The organism is Parabacteroides chongii (assembly GCF_029581355.1).
In the GTDB taxonomy this organism is placed as follows: Bacteria; Bacteroidota; Bacteroidia; order Bacteroidales; family Tannerellaceae; genus Parabacteroides; species Parabacteroides chongii.
In genome coordinates this window covers 274,663-294,859 of the sequence record NZ_CP120849.1, presented here as the reverse complement: position 1 = coordinate 294,859, position 20,197 = coordinate 274,663, and the positions used below count along the sequence as shown (strand labels likewise).

The following is a 20,197-nucleotide window of genomic DNA, read 5'->3' as shown; positions in this document are numbered from 1 at the left end:
GTCAATTGTCAATTATCCATTGTCAACTGATTAGATTTCTGCTGTTTTCTCTTTTAACCAGGTCTTTTCATCTTCGTTCAGATGCGGACTTAACAAGTCGTACACCATTTGGTGATATTTGTTTATCCAGGCGCGTTCTCTAACGGACAACATCGGAACGATGATCAGTTTCGTATCGATGTAGCATAGGGTCAGCGTGTCGAATCCGTAGAATTTGCCATATTCCGTTTCGCTGTCTTCGCGAACGAGTACCATATTCTCTGTCCGGATACCGTATTCGCCGGTTCTGTACATGGCGGGCTCGTCACTGATTACCATACCCGGTTTTAGCGGGATAGGATTCAGTTCCATGCGGATGCTCTGCGGACCTTCGTGTACATTCAGGCAATGACCGATTCCGTGCCCTGTTCCGTGCAGGTAATTAATACCCGCATCCCATAATGCTTTCCGCGCGAGGATATCCAGTTGTACGCCTTTCGCTCCTGCCGGAAATTTACATTTGGCAATGCCGATTGTTCCTTTTAAAACACGGGTAAAATCTTTTTTCATTTGCTCGGTCGGTTCGCCTAAAGCAATTGTACGGGTGATGTCGGTGGTTCCGTCCAGATACTGGGCTCCGGAATCCATCAGGAGCATGTTGTCAGCTTTTATTTCCGAATCGGTTTCGGGTGTGGCTGCATAATGAACAATTGCTCCGTGGTCAGCATATCCGCAGATCGTTTCAAAACTGTCCATGATATACTGCGGTTGTTCTGCCCGTAAAGCCGTCAGGCGGGCAGAAGCGCTGAGTTCGGTTACTTTTTCTCCTGCTGCTAATTTCTTTTCCAGCCAAATGTAGAAACGGGTCAATGCAATACCGTCTTTCACTACGGCATTACGGAATCCTTTTATTTCAGTTTCATTCTTACTGCTTTTCAGATGATTGGCAGGTGTGATGTCTTCTACTATTTTACAACCTTTAGGTAATGCATTGTAAAGTGAGAGATTCGTTTTAGACGGATCGATGAATACGGAACTTGTTTCCGGAAGCCGGGAAAGGTATTTCTGTATCATCGTATAGTCCGCCAAAGTGACTCCCTCTTTTTTGAGATGCTCTGCTGCTTCCGCTGTGATCTTTCGGGGATCGATAAAAAGTACGCTCTCATCTTCCGATACAAATGCGTAACTGATCACCACGGGGTTGTATGTGACATCTGTCCCGCGTATATTGAACGTCCAGGCAACTTCATCGAGGGCAGCAATGATAAGGCTGTCGGCTCCTTGCTTACGTAGCTGGTTATTGATTTCATCCAGTTTTTCGCGAACGGATTTACCGCTCAGTTCTACCGGCATTTCGAATAACGGATTGCCGGGGATGGCAGGCCGGTCTTTCCATACCTGATCGATCAGATCGTAGGATGCTTCCAGTTTGATTCCTTTCCGGTTCAGTGTCCTTTCCAGTTGGGCGGCATCGGTCACGCTGTAGGTTTGTCCGTCCATTCCGACTGTTTGTCCGTTTTGTAGTTCGTGGAGCAGAAAGTCGGGAATAGTCGGCGTTTCCGGCAAAGCCATTTTATAAAGTTCGATACCAGTCCCTTCCAGTTGGATGCCGGCTTGCAGGAAATAGCGGGAGTCAGTCCATAATCCAGCCTTATCTGCGGTTATGACCACAGTTCCGGCTGAACCGTCAAAACCGGAAATCCATTCGCGTGATTTCCAGCGGTCGGCAGGATATTCGCTCAGATGAGGATCTGAACTGGGAATGATATAAGCATCTATATTTTTTTCTTTCATCGCTTCTCTAAGAGCGGCGATACGTTCCTGAATGTTTGTTTTCATCGCATTATTGTTTTAGTCAACGTTACTATTGGCAAAGTTAATAAAATATCGGAGAAATAGTTTTTTTAGTTTGGAAATCCCGATAAGGCATATCGGGAAGAGTTGTTCCGAAGAGTTAGTTCCGGAAGAGTTTCATATTATATGTAACTTTTATTTCATAATATATGGAACTTTAGTTTCACAATATATGGAACTATTCTGGTTGTAGTTTCACGATTTTAGTTGACTGCATTCTGTCTAATATATAAAATCGGTTGACTCGGTTTATGCTTAGTAATAAAAAAGGTTGTCCCTGACTTGAGATAGTTCAAATAAAAGTAGGGGTTTTGGACCTATATGCTGTCTATTAAATATAAAAATGATATATTTGTTGGATGTTACTTAATCGGATGGTCATGAAAAGAATGTTGTTGGCGTTAAGCGTTGTTGCTCTGTTTTGTATGAGCTCCTGTTCTTCGTACTATTATTCTGTTTTGGAATCGAATGATACGATAGGTGAGAAAAATGAAGACAAAGATTTTGTCATAGAAAATGACAGTGTATTCATCTCTTATTGTTTCTACGGTGAAAATGCACCGATCTCTATTACCGTATATAATAAGACGGATGAGCCTTTGTTTGTAGACTGGCAGCGTTCCGCTTTGATTATAGACGATGTGGCTACCAGTTATTATCAGGAAAAAGCACCTATCCAGGGGCAGACGGAGTCTTCTTATTCCGGAGATACGTATCGATGGAGCAGAAACTACAGCATTTCGGACGGTTATTCCGGCGGATCGTTTGCCGGTGAAATCGCATTGCCTAAGGGAGTGAGTTTTATTCCTCCGAAGTCGAAAGTGGAATCTACACCTTTAAGATTGTCGAATTTCCCGTTTGACCGTATACCGAAGGATCAGTACAGCAAGCAGAAATTTGCAAAATCGAACTCCAGTGTGGTAAATGTGAGAGTAAAGAAATTTACAGAAGAAAATACTCCGTTAGCTTTCAGAAGCTATTTGAGCCTTTATACTGCTGATCATGATGGTGGGAAAAGAAAATACTCTACTTTTGAAAGTAGTTTCTATGTATCCCAACTGATCAAGACCGGAAATGTGACACCTGCATCTTTTGATGCCGGAAAGAAACAAGCTGGTGACTTTTTTTATGTTCATAATGTGAAGGGTGCGAATGCCGGTCTGATTGTCGGTGCAGTAGCGATCGGAGCTGCCGGTATCGTCATAGAATCGACGTTAGCCCCCAATGGGTATTAAAAACCATTATATATAAATGAAGAATATAACAGATTTGAAAACTGTCCGTCTCAGAGATGACCTGAATGCTGTCGTGATACTGGACCAAACCCGACTACCGGCTGAAGAATCTTATTTGGAGCTTTCTTCGGCGGAAGAGATATGGGATGCGATTTATAAATTGAAAGTACGCGGAGCACCGGCGATCGGTGTTGCAGCCGCTTATGGAATATATGTTTGCAGCAGGCAGATACAGGCTGCGTCCTTTGATGAGTTTTATGCGGAGTTTCACCGTATAAAGGAGTATCTGGCAGGAGCCCGTCCTACAGCAGTTAATTTGGTGGCATCCCTGGAGCGGATGGAAAAAGTTGTACTTGACAATGTTTCGGCAACAGTCTCCACGCTGGTAGAGTTGTTACACGATGAGGCGATAACTATCCGTGAAGAAGATGCTGCTGCTTGCCGGCGTATCGGGGAATATGCCTTGTCGTTATTGCGTCCGGGTATGGGGATTCTGACCCATTGTAATGCAGGGCATCTGGCTGTTTCTGAGTATGGGACGGCATTGGCTCCGGTTTATTTGGGGGAGGAGAGAGGTTACGGTTTCAAGGTTTTTGCAGATGAAACACGTCCCTTATTGCAGGGTGCCCGGCTTACGGCTTACGAGTTGCACCGCGCCGGCGTGGATGTTACGCTTATTTGTGATAATATGGCTTCGTCTGTCATGCAGAAAGGATGGGTACAGGCGGTTGTTGTCGGCTGTGACCGGGTAGCGATGAACGGAGATGTGGCGAATAAGATCGGAACTTCGGGAGTGGCAGTGCTTGCCCGTCATTATGGTATCCCTTTTTATGTATTGGGGCCTACATCTACAATTGATAAACAATGTCCGGACGGAAAGTTCATCATTATAGAAGAACGTGCTCCGGAAGAGGTATCCGAGATGTGGTATACACACCGGATGGCTCCCGATGATATACATATATATAATCCAGCCTTTGATGTGACCCCTCATGGGCTGATAACGGCTATTATTACGGAAAAAGGGATTGCCTATCCTCCGTTCGAAGAGAGTCTAAAGCTGTAGCCTGCAGAGCTTCTGTATGTTAAAGCATTCATAGAAAAAGAAAAAATACGAATTATTCTCCGAAAGTTTTGCTAATAACGAAAGAATCAGTAATTTTGCTGCCCATTTTGAGGATATAATTAAAAACAATAAATAATTAAATTATGATCGTAGTTCCATTGAAAGAAGGCGAAAACATCGAGAAAGCGCTTAAGAAATTTAAAAGAAAGTTCGAAAAAACAGGTGTGGTTAAAGAACTGAGAAGTCGTCAGGCTTTTATAAAACCTTCTGTTGAAAAGAGAAAACAAACAATGCGTGCGGTTTACGTACAGCAATTGCAGCAGGTAGAAGAATAAAATATCCTACCAGGCTTGTTTTATTGAATTCTTATTCCTATTTTCGTTGCATAAAAGTTGATGCAACGCAGATATGTTGATAGATTCATTTTTAGATTATCTTCGGTATGAAAGGAATTATTCCAATTATACGATAGAGGCTTATTCAAAAGATTTGCGTCAGTTTGAAGAGTATGTGAAAATGAATAAGGATAACAGATTTGTTTCGGAGGAAGTCGATGCAGATTTAGTCAGATGTTGGATTGTCTCTTTGATGGACGAGAAGATATCTCCTGTATCGGTCAATCGGAAATTAAGTTCTTTGAAGTCTTTTTTTAAATTCCTTATGAAGCAGGGAAGCATCTCTGTAAACCCGTTAAGGTTAATTACCGGGCCTAAAACAAAGAAGCCGTTGCCTTATTTCGTCAGAGATAAGGAAATGGAACTCTTGTTGGATGGAGATGGGTTTGATGAGGATTTTGAAGGTGTAAGGAATCGCCTGATACTTGAAATGTTATATGATACGGGTATTCGTCGTTCGGAATTGATCGGAATCCATGATTCCGATGTCGATTGTGAAACAATGCAGATACGCGTGACTGGTAAACGTAATAAGCAGCGGTTGATTCCATTTGCAGAAGGATTAAATGACTTAATACAGGCATACACTGAAGTTCGAAATCGTGAAGTTGGTTCGGAGAGCGGATGGTTTTTTGTAAGAAAAAACGGGGAACAATTATCGGCAGGTATCGTTTATAATATAGTAAAGAAGAAACTGTCGGAGATCCCAACATTGGCGAAACGTAGCCCTCATGTATTGAGACATTCGTTTGCAACAAGTATGTTGAATAATGGAGCAGAGCTGAATGCTGTGAAAGAATTGTTAGGACACAGCAGTTTGGCTTCAACCAGCGTTTACACACATACAACCTTTGAGGAATTAAAAAAAGTGTATCATGCTCATCCAAGAGCTAAAAAAGAAGGAGGTTAATTATGGACATTAGAATTCAAGCAATCCATTTTGACGCAACAGCTCAGTTAGAAGCGTTTATTCAGAAGAAAGTTAGTAAGTTGGAGCAATACTTCGACGGCATAATATTAGCAGAAGTAACGTTGAAGGTTGTGAAGCCTGAATCAGCTAAGAATAAAGAAGCTGCTGTGCGTTTGAAAATAAAGAATGGCGATTGCTTTGCGGAGAAGATAAACGACACTTTTGAAGCGTCTATTGACGAATGTGTTGAAGCTTTGGAAAAGCAATTAGTTAAATTCAAGGAAAAAATCAGAGCCAAATAAAAAAAACGGTAGATAAATTTGGTATGTAAGAAATAATATCTAAATTTGCAGCCGTTTCGCCTACCCGACGAAACGGCTTCTTTTAGAAAAGAAGGTTTGCCTCTTTAGCTCAGTTGGCCAGAGCACGTGATTTGTAATCTCGGGGTCGTTGGTTCGAATCCGACAAGAGGCTCAAAAGAAAAGTTTTTGACATATTGGGCAGTTACCAGAGTGGCCAAATGGGGCTGACTGTAACTCAGCTGTCTTTCGACTTCGGTGGTTCGAATCCATCACTGCCCACAACTAAGGAACAATCTAAAAAGCAGATTGGTTCGTGAAAGAATTAAAATTGCGGAAGTAGCTCAGTTGATAGAGCATTAGCCTTCCAAGCTGAGGGTCGCGGGTTTGAGCCCCGTCTTCCGCTCTTTTTATTTCGCCTGTGTAGCTCAGCGGTAGAGCACTTCCTTGGTAAGGAAGAGGTCCCGAGTTCAAGTCTCGGCACCGGCTCAAATGATGAATTTAGAACATGATCATTAATCAAATAAAGAACAATTAAGTTATGGCAAAAGAGAAATTTGACAGATCGAAACCACATGTGAACATTGGTACGATTGGTCACGTTGACCACGGTAAAACAACTTTGACAGCTGCTATCACAACAGTATTGGCAAAGAAAGGTCTTTCAGAACTGCGTTCATTCGATTCTATCGACAACGCTCCTGAAGAAAAAGAAAGAGGTATTACTATTAACACTTCTCACGTAGAGTATTCGACTGCAAACCGTCACTATGCTCACGTAGACTGTCCGGGTCACGCCGACTACGTAAAGAACATGGTTACTGGTGCTGCTCAGATGGACGGTGCTATCATCGTAGTTGCTGCAACTGATGGTCCTATGCCTCAGACTCGCGAACACATCCTGTTGGCTCGTCAGGTAAACGTACCGAGACTGGTTGTATTCATGAACAAATGCGACATGGTTGACGACGAAGAAATGTTGGAATTGGTTGAAATGGAAATGAGAGAATTACTTTCTTTCTATGATTTCGACGGTGACAACACTCCGATCATCCGTGGTTCTGCTTTGGGTGCATTGAACGGTGATGCAAAATGGGAAGATAAAGTAATGGAACTGATGGAAGCTTGCGATACTTGGATTCCGCTGCCTCCGCGTGAAGTTGACAAACCTTTCTTGATGCCGGTTGAAGACGTGTTCTCTATTACAGGTCGTGGTACTGTTGCTACAGGTCGTATCGAAACAGGTATCGTAAAAGTTGGTGAAGAAGTTCAGATCATCGGTTTGGGTGCTGACGGTAAGAAATCTGTTGTTACAGGTGTTGAAATGTTCCGCAAACTGTTGGATCAGGGTGAAGCTGGTGACAATGTAGGTCTGTTGCTGCGTGGTATCGACAAGAACGAAATCAAACGTGGTATGGTTATCTGCCACCCGGGTCAGGTTAAAGAACACTCTCGCTTCAAAGCTGAGGTTTATATCCTGAAGAAAGAAGAAGGTGGACGTCACACTCCGTTCCACAACAAATACCGTCCTCAGTTCTACATCCGTACATTGGACGTAACAGGTGAAATCACTCTTCCGGAAGGAACTGAAATGGTAATGCCTGGTGATAACGTAACAATCGACGTTGAGCTGATTTATCCGGTTGCTTGCAACGTTGGTCTTCGTTTCGCTATCCGCGAAGGTGGACGTACAGTAGGTGCTGGTCAGATCACAGAATTAGAAAACTAATTCAAAAAACAAATAATCGTAGCCAGTCTGTAACAAGACTGGCTATTTTACGGAACTAGCTCAGTTGGTAGAGCACTGGTCTCCAAAACCAGGTGTCGGGAGTTCGAGCCTCTCGTTCCGTGCTAAAAATCTATAGATTCGATGAAAAAGATAATTACTTATATTAAGGAATCTTATAACGAACTTGTTTATAAAGTTTCTTGGCCTACTAGAACAGAGCTTTCCAATAGTGCTGTGGTTGTTATGTTTGCTTCCCTTATAATCGCAGCAGTAATCTTTGTTGTAGACTTAGGCTTCGAAAGCGTAATGCGTTTCTTCTACGAGAAAATCTTTTAATCAGTTTTAGATATGTCTGATATCCAAAAGAAATTTTATGTTCTGCGTGCCATCAGTGGTAAGGAGAATAAAGTCAGGGAATATCTCGAGGCTGAGTTGAAGAATACGGATCTGGGTGAATATGTCAACCAGGTTTTGATTCCTACGGAGAAAACTTTTACTGTACGTAATGGTAAGAAAGTGATGAAAGAAAGAGCTTACTTACCGGGTTATGTTTTGGTAGAGGCTGCATTGGTTGGAGAAGTCGCTCATCGATTGAGAAACATTCCCAATGTAATTGGATTTTTGGGTGGGTCTGATAACCCTGTTCCGTTGCGTCCTTCAGAAGTAAGCCGTATTTTAGGTACGGTTGACGAATTGCAGGATCAGCAGGAAGAACTGGATATCCAATTTTATGTTGGTGAGAGTGTGAAGATCACTTTTGGACCGTTCAGCGGTTTCACGGGTGTAATCGAAGAAGTCAACGCCGAGAAAAAGAAACTCAAAGTGATGGTAAAAGTCTTCGGGCGTAAAACACCGCTTGAGTTGGGCTATATGCAAGTTGAGAAAGAGTAACGCTTTTGTTACGAGAAGTGTTTTCTTTCTGTTATTGATGTTATATATCTAAATTTTAGAAAAATGGCTAAAGAAGTTGCTGGACAAATCAAATTGCAGATTAAAGGAGGAGCAGCAAACCCTTCTCCCCCAGTAGGACCTGCCTTAGGTTCTAAGGGTATTAATATTATGGAGTTTTGCAAGCAATTTAATGCCAGAACCCAAGACAAGGCTGGTAAGATATTACCTGTGGTAATTACTTATTATGCTGATAAGTCTTTCGACTTTGTCGTTAAAACCCCTCCTGTTGCTATCCAGTTATTGGAAGCTTCCAAACAGAAGAGTGGTTCTGCTGAGCCGAATCGTAAGAAGATTGCTGAAATCTCTTGGGATCAGGTAAAAACTATTGCAGAGGACAAATTGGTCGACTTGAACTGTTTTACTGTTGAAGCTGCCATGCGAATGGTTGCCGGAACAGCTAGAAGTATGGGTATCACAGTTAAAGGGACATTCCCGGGTAATAATTAATAAACTTCAATTGAAATGAGTAAACTGACAAAAAATCAAAAGTTAGCTTTAGGCAAGATTGAAGCTGGGAAAGCATATACATTGAAGGAAGCATCAGCATTAGTAAAAGAAATTACTACTTCTAAGTTTGATGCATCAGTAGATGTGGATGTTCGTTTAGGTGTTGATCCTCGTAAGGCTAACCAAATGGTGAGAGGTGTTGTTTCACTGCCTCACGGAACTGGTAAGCAGGTTAGGGTTCTCGCATTATGTACGCCGGACAAGGAAGCTGAAGCAACTGCTGCTGGAGCTGACTATGTTGGCTTGGATGAGTATATCGATAAGATTAAAGGTGGTTGGACTGATATTGACGTTATCATCACTATGCCTTCAATCATGGGTAAGATCGGTGCTTTAGGTCGCGTATTAGGTCCTCGTGGTCTGATGCCTAACCCTAAGAGTGGTACGGTTACCAATGAGATCGGCAATGCAGTGAAGGAAGTTAAGCAAGGTAAGATCGACTTTAAAGTAGACAAATCCGGTATCGTTCATACATCAATCGGAAAGGTATCTTTCAATGCCGATCAGATTCGTGACAACGCTAAGGAATTTATTTCAACTCTTTTGAAGTTGAAACCGTCTGCAGCTAAAGGTACATATATAAAGAGCATTTATCTTTCAAGTACAATGAGCGCGGGTATTAAAATTGACCCGAAATCAGTTGAAGAAAACTAATTAAAATTATTGCACAATGAAAAAGGAAGATAAAGGCATAGTAATAAGCCAGCTTACAGAAACTGTAAAGGAATATCCTAATTTCTATTTGACTGATATCGAAGCATTGAATGCTGAGAAGACAAGCAAATTGAGAAGAGAATGTTTCAAACAGGACGTAAAGTTGGTTGTTGTAAAGAACAACTTGCTTAAAAAAGCACTGGAAAATGTAGAAGGTGATTTTTCACCGCTGCAGATTGCTTTGAAAGGCAATACAGCTGTTATGTTTTCACAAACAGCGAATGCTCCTGCTCGTCTGATCAAAGAATTTACTAAAGGTGCAAAGAAAGGCGAAATAGCTAAACCGGTATTGAAAGCTGCCTATGTACAGGAAAGTTTTTATGTCGGTGCTGAAAACCTGGAAGCCCTTGTAAATATCAAGAGCAAAAACGAACTTATCGGCGATGTTATTGCATTGTTGCAATCTCCGGTGAAGAACGTTATCTCTGCTCTTCAGTCATCAGGACAAACTATCCATGGTCTGTTGAAGACTTTGGAAGAAAGATAATTATTTAATATTTTACAGTAAACAATCATTTAAATCATACAAAAATGGCAGATTTGAAAGCTTTTGCAGAACAATTAGTAAACCTGACCGTAAAAGAAGTAAGCGAACTGGCTACAATCCTTAAAGAAGAATATGGTATCGAACCTGCTGCTGCAGCTGTTGCTGTTGCTGGTCCTGCTGCTGGTGGCGCTGCTGCTGCAGAAGAAGAAAAAACATCTTTCGATGTTGTATTGAAAGCAGCTGGTGCTAATAAATTGGCTGTTGTTAAGGCAGTAAAAGAATTAACTGGTCTTGGTTTGAAAGAAGCTAAAGATTTAGTTGATGGTGCTCCTAGCGCAATTAAAGAAGGAATCGCTAAAGCTGATGCTGAAGGATTAAAGAAACAGCTGGAAGAAGCTGGAGCTGAAGTTGAGCTTAAATAGTATTTATAACCTGGTTTCCAGGTGATTTGGTTAAGAGTCTCCCTAAAGGGGATTCTTAACCTTTTTGTGTCTATAATTTCAATAAGTTCAATAAATTCCTTACTAGATGTCTTCAACAGCTGAAAACCAAAGAGTTAATTTTGCTTCGATTAAGAATCAATTTCCGTATCCGGACTTTCTCGAAGTTCAATTGAAGTCATTCCAAGACTTTCTTCAACTTGACACACCTCCTGAAAAGAGAAAGAAGGAGGGATTGTATAAGGTGTTTGCAGAGAATTTCCCTATTGCAGATACCAGAAACAACTTTGTGTTGGAGTTCTTAGATTACTATATCGATCCGCCCCGTTATACAATCGATGAATGTATTGCGCGTGGATTAACCTATAGTGTGCCTTTAAAAGCAAAGTTAAAACTGTATTGTACAGACCCGGATCATGAAGATTTTGATACTGTTATCCAGGATGTATATTTAGGCCCGATTCCTTATATGACGGAACGTGGTACTTTTGTGATAAATGGTGCTGAACGCGTTGTAGTTTCACAGTTACACCGTTCTCCGGGTGTATTCTTTGGTCAGAGTACACATGCTAACGGTACAAAATTGTATTCAGCACGTATCATTCCATTCAAAGGCTCATGGATCGAATTTGCAACAGACATTAATAATGTGATGTATGCTTATATCGACCGTAAAAAGAAATTACCTGTAACTACCCTATTAAGAGCTATTGGTTTTGAAAGCGATAAAGATATTCTTGAAATCTTTAACCTGGCTGAAGAAGTAAAAGTTTCGAAAGCAAATCTGAAGAAACTGATCGGTCGTAAGCTGGCTGCACGTGTATTGAAAACATGGGTAGAGGATTTCGTGGATGAAGATACTGGCGAAGTTGTTTCTATTGAACGTAATGACGTTATCATCGACCGCGAGTCGGTTTTAGATAGCGACAGTATTGAAGCTATTCTGGAATCTGGTACGCAGAATGTATTATTACATCGCGAAGATCAGAATCTTTCAGATTATGCAATCATCTATAATACGCTTCAGAAAGACCCGAGTAACTCTGAGAAAGAGGCTGTACTATATATTTACCGTCAGTTGCGTAATGCAGAACCTGCAGATGAAGCAAGTGCCCGTGAAGTTATACAGAACCTGTTCTTCTCTGAAAAACGTTATGATTTAGGTGAAGTAGGCCGTTACAGAATCAATAAAAAGTTGAACCTTACTACCAGCAATGATGTAAAGGTTTTAACAAAAGAAGATATAATCGAGATCATCAAATATCTTATCGAGTTGATCAACTCGAAAGCTATTGTGGATGATATCGACCACTTGAGTAACCGTCGCGTACGTACTGTAGGCGAACAGTTATATAACCAGTTTGGTATCGGTCTGGCTCGTATGTCACGTACTGTACGTGAACGTATGAACGTTCGCGATAATGAAGTATTTACTCCGATCGATTTGATTAATGCGAAGACTATTTCTTCTGTCGTTAACTCATTCTTCGGTACAAATGCTTTGTCGCAGTTTATGGACCAGACAAACCCGTTGGCTGAGATTACTCACAAACGTCGTCTGTCTGCCCTTGGACCGGGTGGTTTGTCAAGAGAGCGTGCCGGATTCGAGGTTCGTGACGTTCACTATACACACTATGGTCGTCTTTGTCCTATTGAAACTCCTGAAGGACCGAATATCGGTTTGATCTCTTCTTTGTGTGTATATGCGAAGATCAATGATCTGGGGTTCATTTCGACTCCGTATCGTAAGGTTGTGAATGGTCAGGTTGACTTTGCTAACGAAAGCCTGCAATATTACACTGCGGAGGAAGAAGAGGAAATGACTATTGCACAGGGTAATGCTCCGCTGGATGAAAACGGTAAGTTTATTCTTGAAAGAGTAAAGGCCCGTTTCGAAGCAGACTTCCCTGTTGTGCCACCTTCTGAAATAGACTTGATGGACGTGGCTCCGCAGCAAATCGCTTCAATTGCTGCATCTTTGATTCCGTTCCTGGAACATGATGATGCGAACCGTGCATTGATGGGATCTAACATGATGCGCCAGGCAGTTCCTTTGTTGCGTACGGATGCTCCGATCGTCGGTACAGGTATCGAGGCACAGGTTGCCCGCGATTCACGTACACAGATTATGGCTGAACGTGACGGTGAAGTTGTATTTGTAGATGCAACTTGTATCAAGATTAAATACGACCGCACTGAAGATGAAGATTTCGTAAGCTTCGAGGATGCGGTTAAGACATATGTTATTCCGAAGTGGCGTAAGACTAACCAGAGTACGACCGTCGACCTTCGTCCGATCTGCCATCGAGGTCAACGTGTAAAAGCTGGAGACATCCTGACTGAAGGTTATTCTACACAGAAGGGTGAACTGGCTTTGGGACGTAACGTGAAAGTGGCTTATATGCCTTGGAAGGGTTACAACTATGAGGATGCTATCGTACTGAACGAACGTATGGTTCGTGAAGACTTCTTTACTTCTGTTCACGTGGATGAATATATCCTTGAAGTGCGTGAAACAAAACGTGGTATGGAAGAGCTGACATCTGATATTCCTAACGTAAGTGAAGAAGCTACTAAGGATTTGGATGAAAGAGGTATCGTTCGTGTAGGTGCTCGCATCGAACCGGGTGATATTCTGATCGGTAAGATTACTCCGAAAGGTGAATCAGATCCTTCTCCTGAAGAAAAATTGCTGCGTGCAATCTTCGGTGATAAGGCAGGTGATGTAAAGGATGCTTCACTGAAAGCTACTCCGTCTCTTCGTGGTGTTGTTATCGATACTGCTTTATTCTCTAAAGCTGTTAAGAAACGTAAGTCGAGATTGACAGATAAGGCTATTCTTCCGAAGTTGGATGAAGAATACGAAATGAAGATGGCCGACCTGAAAAATCTATTGGTAGAGAAATTATTAACTCTAACTAACGGTAAAGTTTCTCAGGGTGTTAAAGACTATATGAATACAGAAGTGATTGCGAAGGGAGCCAAATTCTCTCGTAAAGCACTGGAAGATCTGGATTATAATGCTGTTCAGGTAAGTAAATGGACTGCCGATGCAGATAAGAACGAACTTATCAAGCAGGTTATCCTGAACTATCTGAAGAAATATAAAGAACTGGATGCCGAACTGAGACGTAAGAAATTCGATCTTACTATCGGTGATGAACTGCCTACCGGTATTGTTCAGATGGCAAAAGTGTATATTGCTAAGAAGCGTAAGATTCAGGTAGGTGATAAGATGGCCGGTCGTCACGGTAACAAGGGTATTGTTTCCAAGATCGTTCGTCAGGAAGATATGCCGTTCCTGGAAGACGGAACTCCGGTTGATATCTGTTTGAACCCGCTGGGTGTGCCTTCTCGTATGAACCTGGGACAGATCTTTGAGGCTGTATTAGGTTGGGCAGGTAGAACAATGGATGTTAAGTTTGCGACTCCGATTTTCGACGGTGCTTCTTTGGATGACCTGAATGAAATGACTGACAAAGCCGGTATTCCCCGATATGGTAAGTCTTACCTGTATGATGGTGGAACCGGTGAGCGTTTCGACCAGCCGGCAACAGTAGGTGTTACTTACTTCCTGAAGCTGGGTCACATGGTTGACGATAAGATGCACGCCCGTTCAATCGGTCCGTACTCTCTGATTACTCAACAGCCTCTGGGTGGTAAAGCTCAGTTTGGTGGTCAGCGTTTCGGAGAGATGGAAGTTTGGGCACTGGAAGCCTTCGGTGCCGCACATGTTCTTCAGGAAATCCTTACTATTAAGTCTGATGACGTTGTAGGACGTTCTAAAGCTTACGAGGCTATTGTAAAAGGTGATCCGATGCCGCAACCGGGTATTCCGGAATCTCTGAATGTATTGCTTCACGAGCTGCGAGGTTTAGGTTTAAGCTTTACTCTGGATTAATTCAACAACAATATAAGTAGGTGAGTTTCGGCTCATCTACTTTATCTATTGATAACTCTTTATAAATAAACAATATGGCTTTTAGAAAAGAAAACAAGATAAAGAGTAACTTTTCAAAAATAACCATCGGTCTGGCTTCTCCTGAAGAGATTCTTGAAAACTCTAGCGGCGAAGTGTTGAAACCGGAAACGATTAACTATCGTACGTACAAACCTGAACGTGACGGTCTTTTCTGCGAACGTATTTTCGGTCCGATCAAGGATTACGAATGTCATTGCGGAAAATACAAACGTATCCGTTATAAAGGTATTGTCTGCGATCGTTGCGGGGTAGAAGTTACAGAGAAGAAAGTGCGTCGCGAACGTATGGGACATATTCATTTGGTTGTTCCTGTCGCTCATATCTGGTATTTCCGTTCTCTACCCAACAAAATCGGGTATCTGTTAGGCTTGCCTACCAAGAAACTGGATTCTATCATTTATTATGAACGTTATGTGGTTATTCAGCCGGGTTGTGTAGACACTGTTGCTGAATTAGACCTACTTTCGGAAGAAGAATACCTGCAGATCCTGGATAACCTGCCAAAGGAAAACCAGATGCTGGAAGATACAGATCCTAACAAGTTCATCGCAAAGATCGGTGCTGAAGCCGTTTATGATTTGCTGGCTCGTTTGGACCTGGATTCTCTGTCTTACGAACTGCGTCACCGTGCAAGTACAGACGGTTCACAGCAACGTAAGAACGAAGCTTTGAAACGTTTGCAGGTGGTTGAATCTTTCCGTGCATCCAGAGGTCGTAACAAACCGGAATGGATGATCGTGAAGGTTGTTCCTGTTATTCCTCCCGAACTGCGTCCGTTGGTTCCGCTGGATGGTGGACGTTTCGCAACCTCCGACTTGAATGATTTGTATCGTCGTGTTATTATCCGTAATAACCGTCTGAAACGATTAATTGATATTAAGGCTCCGGAAGTGATCTTACGTAATGAAAAACGTATGCTTCAGGAAGCTGTGGACTCTCTGTTCGACAACTCTCGTAAATCGAGTGCTGTTAAGACAGATGCTAACCGTCCGTTGAAGTCACTGTCCGACAGTTTGAAAGGTAAACAAGGCCGTTTCCGTCAGAACTTGTTGGGTAAACGTGTTGACTACTCTGCCCGTTCGGTTATCGTTGTAGGTCCGGAATTAAAGATGCACGAGTGCGGTCTGCCGAAGAATATGGCAGCCGAACTTTATAAACCTTTCGTTATCCGTAAATTGATCGAACGCGGTATCGTAAAAACGGTTAAGTCTGCAAAGAAGATCGTTGACCGCAAAGAACCGGTTGTTTGGGATATCCTGGAATATGTAATGAAAGGTCACCCTGTGTTGCTGAACCGTGCACCGACACTGCACCGTTTGGGTATTCAGGCATTCCAGCCGAAACTGATCGAAGGTAAAGCTATCCAGTTGCACCCGTTGGCTTGTACGGCATTCAACGCCGACTTCGACGGTGACCAGATGGCTGTTCACTTGCCTTTAGGAAATGAGGCTGTATTGGAAGCACAGATGTTGATGCTTGCTTCTCACAATATTTTGAACCCGGCTAACGGTGCGCCTATTACCGTTCCTTCACAGGATATGGTGCTTGGTTTGTACTATATCACTAAAATGCGTAAGGGAACGCTGGGAGAAGGTCTCGTATTCTACGGTCCGGAAGAAGCGACTATCGCATACAATGAAAAGAAAGTAGATATACACGCACCCATCAAGGTTTACGTCGATAACGTAGAAGAAGACGGAAAACTTGTAAAGAAAATGATCGAAACTTCTGTCGGTCGTTTGATGGTGAACGAATTTGTTCCTTTCGAGGTCGGTTACATCAATGAAGTACTGGGAAAGAAGGCACTTCGTGATATCATTGGTAAGGTAATCAAGACTTGCGGTGTTGCTCGTACGGCTCAGTTCCTGGATGATATTAAGAACTTAGGATACTATATGGCATTTAAGGGAGGTCTGTCGTTTAATTTGGCCGACGTACTTATCCCGCCTGAAAAAGACGAACTGGTTAAAGAAGGTTACGATGAAGTGGAACAGATCCTGGCTAACTATAGTATGGGTTTCATTACCTTCAACGAACGTTACAACCAGATTATCGATACCTGGACACATGTCAACAGTAAGTTGTCTAATATCCTGATGAAGCAGTTGACTGCTGATAACGACGGATTCAACTCTGTGTACATGATGATGGACTCCGGAGCCCGTGGTTCTAAGGAACAGATCCGTCAGCTGTCTGGTATGCGTGGTTTGATGGCAAAACCGCAGAAGAGCGGTGCTGAAGGTGGTCAGATTATTGAAAACCCGATCCTTTCAAACTTTAAAGAAGGTTTGTCTGTATTGGAGTACTTTATCTCTACCCACGGTGCTCGTAAAGGTTTGGCCGATACCGCTTTGAAGACTGCCGATGCTGGTTACCTGACTCGTCGTCTGGTAGACGTATCGCATGATGTGATTATTAATGAAGAAGACTGTGGTACATTGCGTGGTCTGATTTGTACAGAATTGAAGAATAACGAAGAAGTGATTGCTTCTCTGTACGAACGTATCCTTGGCCGTGTATCAGTACATGATATTCAGCATCCGTTGACTGGTGAATTGATCGTAGCTGCCGGTGAAGAAATTCGCGAAGATGCCGCTAAGATGATTCAGGATTCTCCGATTGAAAGTGTGGAAATCCGTTCAGTACTTACCTGTGAATCGAAGAAAGGTGTTTGTGCTAAGTGTTACGGTCGTAACCTGGCAACAGGCCGCATGGTTCAGAAAGGTGAAGTTGTCGGAGTTATCGCTGCACAGTCTATCGGTGAGCCGGGTACACAGTTGACACTGCGTACATTCCACGTCGGTGGTATCGCTTCTAACATTGCAACAGAAAACAGCATTACATCTAAATACGATGGTATCCTGGAAATTGACGAACTTCGTGCAGTAGATGCTGACGATGCAACTGCCGGAAAGAAGTATCAGGTTGTTGTAAGCCGTCTGGCTGAAATGCGTATCGTTGATCCGAATACGAAGATCGTATTGCTGACTCACAATATACCTTACGGTTCTAAGTTGTTCTTTAACAATGGAGACAAGATCAGTAAGGGTGACGTAATCATCGAATGGGACCCGTTCAATGCCGTTATCGTATCGGAAGTTTCCGGTAAGATCGAATTCGAAAGTGTAGTGGAAGGTGTTACTTACAAAGTGGAAAGTGACGAAACTACAGGTTTGAAGGAAAAGATCATTATCGAATCTAAAGATAAGACAAAAGCTCCGGCTGCTCATATCGTAGATGAAAACGGAAATTATCTGAAGAACTATTCATTGCCTTTGGGTGCTCACGTAGTTAAAGAGAACGGCGATCCGGTTAAGGCTGGTGAGGTTCTGGTTAAGATTCCGCGTGCAGTTGGTAAGGCTGGTGATATCACCGGTGGTCTTCCACGTGTTACCGAGTTGTTTGAAGCTCGTAACCCGTCTAACCCGGCTGTCGTTTCTGAAATCGACGGTGAGGTTGGTTTCGGTAAGATCAAACGTGGTAACCGTGAGATCACTGTAACCTCTAAGCTGGGGGAAGTGAAGAAGTACATGGTGCCTCTGTCAAAACAGCTTTTGGTTCAGGAAAACGACTATATCCGTGCAGGTATGCCGTTGTCTGACGGTGCTACTACTCCTTCGGATATCCTTGCTATCAAGGGACCGACTGCCGTTCAGGAATATATCGTGAATGAAGTGCAGGACGTTTACCGTCTGCAAGGTGTGAAGATCAACGATAAACACTTCGAGGTTATCGTTCGTCAGATGATGCGTAAGGTAGAAGTGGTTGATCCGGGAGATACTCGCTTCTTGGAGCAGCAGATTGTTGATAAGCTGGAAGTAATGGATGAAAACGATCGTATCTGGGGCAAGAAAGTTGTTTTGGATCCGGGAGACTCTCAGACATTACAGGCTGGTCAGATTGTAACTGCCCGTAAGTTGAGAGATGAAAACAGTATGCTGAAACGTCGTGACATGAAACTTGTAGAAGTTCGTGATGCTGTTCCTGCTACTGCCAATCAGATCCTTCAGGGTATTACACGTGCTGCACTGCAAACAACTAGCTTCATGTCGGCTGCATCATTCCAGGAAACAACCAAGGTGTTGAACGAAGCTGCTATCAATGGAAAGGTAGACCGTTTGGAAGGTTTGAAAGAAAACGTTATCTGCGGTCACTTGATCCCGGCAGGTACAGGTCAGAGAGACTTCGACAAACTGGTTGTCGGTGCTAAAGATGAGTTCGAACGCATCTTCGCTAACCGTAAGAATGTTGTTGATTTCAATACAATGGATAAAGATGATGAGTAAAAAGCTCGTCTGATAATATAAAAAAAGGTTTCCGGTATTCCGGGAGCCTTTTTTTGTTTTTGTTCATTTGTTTAATCAGTATAGATAGTTTACTTTTGTCTGTCGCCTATAATAACTAAACATATAAATATCATGAAAAAGATTTTATTGAGTATTCTCTCTGTTTTATTGTTTGCCGGTTTCCTGTCGGCTAAGCAACCGGATGTACCATTGAAGGTAATGACGTTCAATATCCGCATGGATACAAAAGATGACGGAGATAATCAGTGGAGTAACCGGAAGGATCTAGCTGCTAATTTGGTAAAGTTCTATAACACGGATATATTCGGTGCACAGGAAGTGCTGAATCACCAGCTAAATGATCTTTTGAGCCGTTTACCCGAGTATGCTTATGTCGGTGTCGGCAGGGAAGACGGCAAGACAAAAGGCGAATATGCCCCGATTATCTATAAGAAAGACCGTTTTGTGCTAGAGGACAGCGGTAATTTCTGGTTGGCAGAAGATATGAATGCTGTAGGCAAGAAAGGTTGGGATGCCGCCTGTGAGCGTGTTGCTACCTGGGGTATCTTTAAAGATAAAGAATCCGGCAAACAGTTTTTCTTCCTGAATACCCATTTGGACCATATGGGGAAAGTGGCCCGCCATGAAGGTGCTTCACTGGTTCTGAAAGAAGCCCATAAGCTATCCAAGGGGCTGCCCGTTATTGTGACAGGTGATTTTAATGCAACTCCGGATGATGACCCTATCAAAGTGCTGACAGATGTAAATGATCCCCGGCACGTTACCCATACGCGTGAGATTGCAGATTTGAAATACGGTCCGGAATGGACGTTCCATGATTACGGACGAATTTCCCTGGAAAAGCGGGAATGGATTGACTATATATTTGTAAAAGGTGACATAAAGGTCCTGAATAATGGTGTCTTAACCGATACGCTCAACCATCTTTATCCGTCCGATCATTGTCCGGTTATTGCCACTTTGCTAATTAAATAGAATATATTGGTCTATAAGTAAATGTACTTTGGAGTAATTCCATTTATATCTATTTTTATAGATGTTTTATTTTGTTAATTATCGGAGAAATATTAGTTAATAGCAACTTTGTGTTTGGAGGTTTTTTGTACAGTTTGTATCTTTGTTGCGTTCATGATGCAGATGTGCGTTTGAACTGAAAAACCTTAGCCTAAAAGTCAGGATAATAAATATTAAACACAATAAGGTATTTTTTTTACATTGGTCTAAAGAATTGAGAATTAAAAACACAACTGGAAAAGGGTCGCCTGTGAAGGTGGCCCTTTTTATTTGCAATATATTTCATGGATATTTCTTATATCTGTATATTTGTGCCCGAATTAGTTAA

At 42.4% G+C, this 20,197-nt stretch carries 16 protein-coding genes and 5 tRNA genes; 20 read left to right on the top strand and 1 reads right to left on the bottom strand.

Translation table 11 applies throughout. The features are described 5' to 3' along the window. Window positions 1-30: 30 nt before the first annotated feature. Window positions 31-1,818, bottom strand: a complete 1,788-nt coding sequence (locus P3L47_RS01335; RefSeq protein ID WP_277782466.1) for an aminopeptidase P family protein — start codon at window positions 1,816-1,818, stop codon at window positions 31-33. A 395-nt stretch (window positions 1,819-2,213) separates the two neighbouring features. Between P3L47_RS01335 and P3L47_RS01330 the strand changes: the two genes are divergently transcribed. From P3L47_RS01330 to P3L47_RS01235, 20 genes are all read left to right on the top strand, one after another. After that, window positions 2,214-3,068, top strand: coding sequence for a hypothetical protein (locus P3L47_RS01330; protein WP_233577177.1), 855 nt, complete (start codon window positions 2,214-2,216; stop codon window positions 3,066-3,068). A 16-nt stretch (window positions 3,069-3,084) separates the two neighbouring features. Next, window positions 3,085-4,134, top strand: coding sequence for an S-methyl-5-thioribose-1-phosphate isomerase (gene mtnA / locus P3L47_RS01325; RefSeq protein ID WP_277782465.1), 1,050 nt, complete (start codon window positions 3,085-3,087; stop codon window positions 4,132-4,134). A 143-nt stretch (window positions 4,135-4,277) separates the two neighbouring features. After that, window positions 4,278-4,469, top strand: coding sequence for a 30S ribosomal protein S21 (rpsU, locus tag P3L47_RS01320; protein WP_122356288.1), 192 nt, complete (start codon window positions 4,278-4,280; stop codon window positions 4,467-4,469). A 73-nt stretch (window positions 4,470-4,542) separates the two neighbouring features. After that, the gene (locus P3L47_RS01315) at window positions 4,543-5,439 is read left to right on the top strand and encodes a tyrosine-type recombinase/integrase (RefSeq protein WP_277782464.1); all 897 of its coding nucleotides are present in this window, start codon (window positions 4,543-4,545) and stop codon (window positions 5,437-5,439) included. Window positions 5,440-5,441: 2 nt separating this feature from the next. After that, window positions 5,442-5,741, top strand: coding sequence for a ribosome hibernation-promoting factor, HPF/YfiA family (gene hpf / locus P3L47_RS01310; protein ID WP_122362433.1), 300 nt, complete (start codon window positions 5,442-5,444; stop codon window positions 5,739-5,741). Between the two features lie 98 nt (window positions 5,742-5,839). After that, window positions 5,840-5,913: transfer RNA gene (locus P3L47_RS01305), tRNA-Thr, on the top strand. 24 nt (window positions 5,914-5,937) lie between these two features. Then, window positions 5,938-6,020: transfer RNA gene (locus tag P3L47_RS01300), tRNA-Tyr, on the top strand. A gap of 51 nt (window positions 6,021-6,071) precedes the next feature. After that, window positions 6,072-6,144 (top strand) — tRNA-Gly (locus P3L47_RS01295). Between the two features lie 11 nt (window positions 6,145-6,155). Next, window positions 6,156-6,227, top strand: a tRNA-Thr gene (locus tag P3L47_RS01290). A 52-nt stretch (window positions 6,228-6,279) separates the two neighbouring features. Further along, entirely contained in the window at window positions 6,280-7,467 is a 1,188-nt protein-coding gene (gene tuf / locus P3L47_RS01285) for an elongation factor Tu (protein WP_122362432.1), read from the top strand. Window positions 7,468-7,516: 49 nt separating this feature from the next. Next, window positions 7,517-7,589: transfer RNA gene (locus P3L47_RS01280), tRNA-Trp, on the top strand. A gap of 19 nt (window positions 7,590-7,608) precedes the next feature. Next, window positions 7,609-7,803 (top strand): preprotein translocase subunit SecE, encoded by a 195-nt coding sequence (secE, locus tag P3L47_RS01275; protein WP_007654183.1) that lies wholly within the window; start codon window positions 7,609-7,611, stop codon window positions 7,801-7,803. Between the two features lie 12 nt (window positions 7,804-7,815). Further along, on the top strand, window positions 7,816-8,358 hold the full coding sequence (gene nusG / locus P3L47_RS01270; RefSeq protein ID WP_075558757.1) for a transcription termination/antitermination protein NusG: 543 nt from the start codon (window positions 7,816-7,818) through the stop codon (window positions 8,356-8,358). Between the two features lie 63 nt (window positions 8,359-8,421). After that, complete coding sequence (rplK, locus tag P3L47_RS01265; RefSeq protein ID WP_122362431.1) at window positions 8,422-8,865, top strand: 50S ribosomal protein L11; 444 nt, start codon at window positions 8,422-8,424, stop codon at window positions 8,863-8,865. 15 nt (window positions 8,866-8,880) lie between these two features. Next, window positions 8,881-9,579, top strand: coding sequence for a 50S ribosomal protein L1 (rplA, locus tag P3L47_RS01260; RefSeq protein ID WP_007654180.1), 699 nt, complete (start codon window positions 8,881-8,883; stop codon window positions 9,577-9,579). A gap of 16 nt (window positions 9,580-9,595) precedes the next feature. Next, entirely contained in the window at window positions 9,596-10,126 is a 531-nt protein-coding gene (gene rplJ, locus P3L47_RS01255) for a 50S ribosomal protein L10 (protein ID WP_277782463.1), read from the top strand. Between the two features lie 44 nt (window positions 10,127-10,170). Then, complete coding sequence (rplL, locus tag P3L47_RS01250) at window positions 10,171-10,548, top strand: 50S ribosomal protein L7/L12 (protein WP_122362429.1); 378 nt, start codon at window positions 10,171-10,173, stop codon at window positions 10,546-10,548. A gap of 106 nt (window positions 10,549-10,654) precedes the next feature. Then, complete coding sequence (rpoB, locus tag P3L47_RS01245; protein ID WP_277782462.1) at window positions 10,655-14,467, top strand: DNA-directed RNA polymerase subunit beta; 3,813 nt, start codon at window positions 10,655-10,657, stop codon at window positions 14,465-14,467. Window positions 14,468-14,541: 74 nt separating this feature from the next. Continuing rightward, window positions 14,542-18,834: a DNA-directed RNA polymerase subunit beta' gene (gene rpoC, locus P3L47_RS01240; RefSeq protein ID WP_277782461.1), complete on the top strand. Its 4,293-nt coding sequence runs from the start codon at window positions 14,542-14,544 to the stop codon at window positions 18,832-18,834. Window positions 18,835-18,966: 132 nt separating this feature from the next. Further along, window positions 18,967-19,830: an endonuclease/exonuclease/phosphatase family protein gene (locus tag P3L47_RS01235; RefSeq protein ID WP_277782460.1), complete on the top strand. Its 864-nt coding sequence runs from the start codon at window positions 18,967-18,969 to the stop codon at window positions 19,828-19,830. The last annotated feature ends 367 nt before the right edge of the window (window positions 19,831-20,197 follow it).

Bases quoted from the DNA above. Each gene is read 5' to 3' on its own strand.
- P3L47_RS01335 (WP_277782466.1), bottom strand. From the start codon at position 1,818: ATGAAAACAAACATTCAGGAACGTATCGCCGCTCTTAGAGAAGCGATG.
- P3L47_RS01330 (WP_233577177.1), top strand. From the start codon at position 2,214: ATGAAAAGAATGTTGTTGGCGTTAAGCGTTGTTGCTCTGTTTTGTATG.
- mtnA (WP_277782465.1), top strand. From the start codon at position 3,085: ATGAAGAATATAACAGATTTGAAAACTGTCCGTCTCAGAGATGACCTG.
- rpsU (WP_122356288.1), top strand. From the start codon at position 4,278: ATGATCGTAGTTCCATTGAAAGAAGGCGAAAACATCGAGAAAGCGCTT.
- P3L47_RS01315 (WP_277782464.1), top strand. From the start codon at position 4,543: ATGTTGATAGATTCATTTTTAGATTATCTTCGGTATGAAAGGAATTAT.
- hpf (WP_122362433.1), top strand. From the start codon at position 5,442: ATGGACATTAGAATTCAAGCAATCCATTTTGACGCAACAGCTCAGTTA.
- tuf (WP_122362432.1), top strand. From the start codon at position 6,280: ATGGCAAAAGAGAAATTTGACAGATCGAAACCACATGTGAACATTGGT.
- secE (WP_007654183.1), top strand. From the start codon at position 7,609: ATGAAAAAGATAATTACTTATATTAAGGAATCTTATAACGAACTTGTT.
- nusG (WP_075558757.1), top strand. From the start codon at position 7,816: ATGTCTGATATCCAAAAGAAATTTTATGTTCTGCGTGCCATCAGTGGT.
- rplK (WP_122362431.1), top strand. From the start codon at position 8,422: ATGGCTAAAGAAGTTGCTGGACAAATCAAATTGCAGATTAAAGGAGGA.
- rplA (WP_007654180.1), top strand. From the start codon at position 8,881: ATGAGTAAACTGACAAAAAATCAAAAGTTAGCTTTAGGCAAGATTGAA.
- rplJ (WP_277782463.1), top strand. From the start codon at position 9,596: ATGAAAAAGGAAGATAAAGGCATAGTAATAAGCCAGCTTACAGAAACT.
- rplL (WP_122362429.1), top strand. From the start codon at position 10,171: ATGGCAGATTTGAAAGCTTTTGCAGAACAATTAGTAAACCTGACCGTA.
- rpoB (WP_277782462.1), top strand. From the start codon at position 10,655: ATGTCTTCAACAGCTGAAAACCAAAGAGTTAATTTTGCTTCGATTAAG.
- rpoC (WP_277782461.1), top strand. From the start codon at position 14,542: ATGGCTTTTAGAAAAGAAAACAAGATAAAGAGTAACTTTTCAAAAATA.
- P3L47_RS01235 (WP_277782460.1), top strand. From the start codon at position 18,967: ATGAAAAAGATTTTATTGAGTATTCTCTCTGTTTTATTGTTTGCCGGT.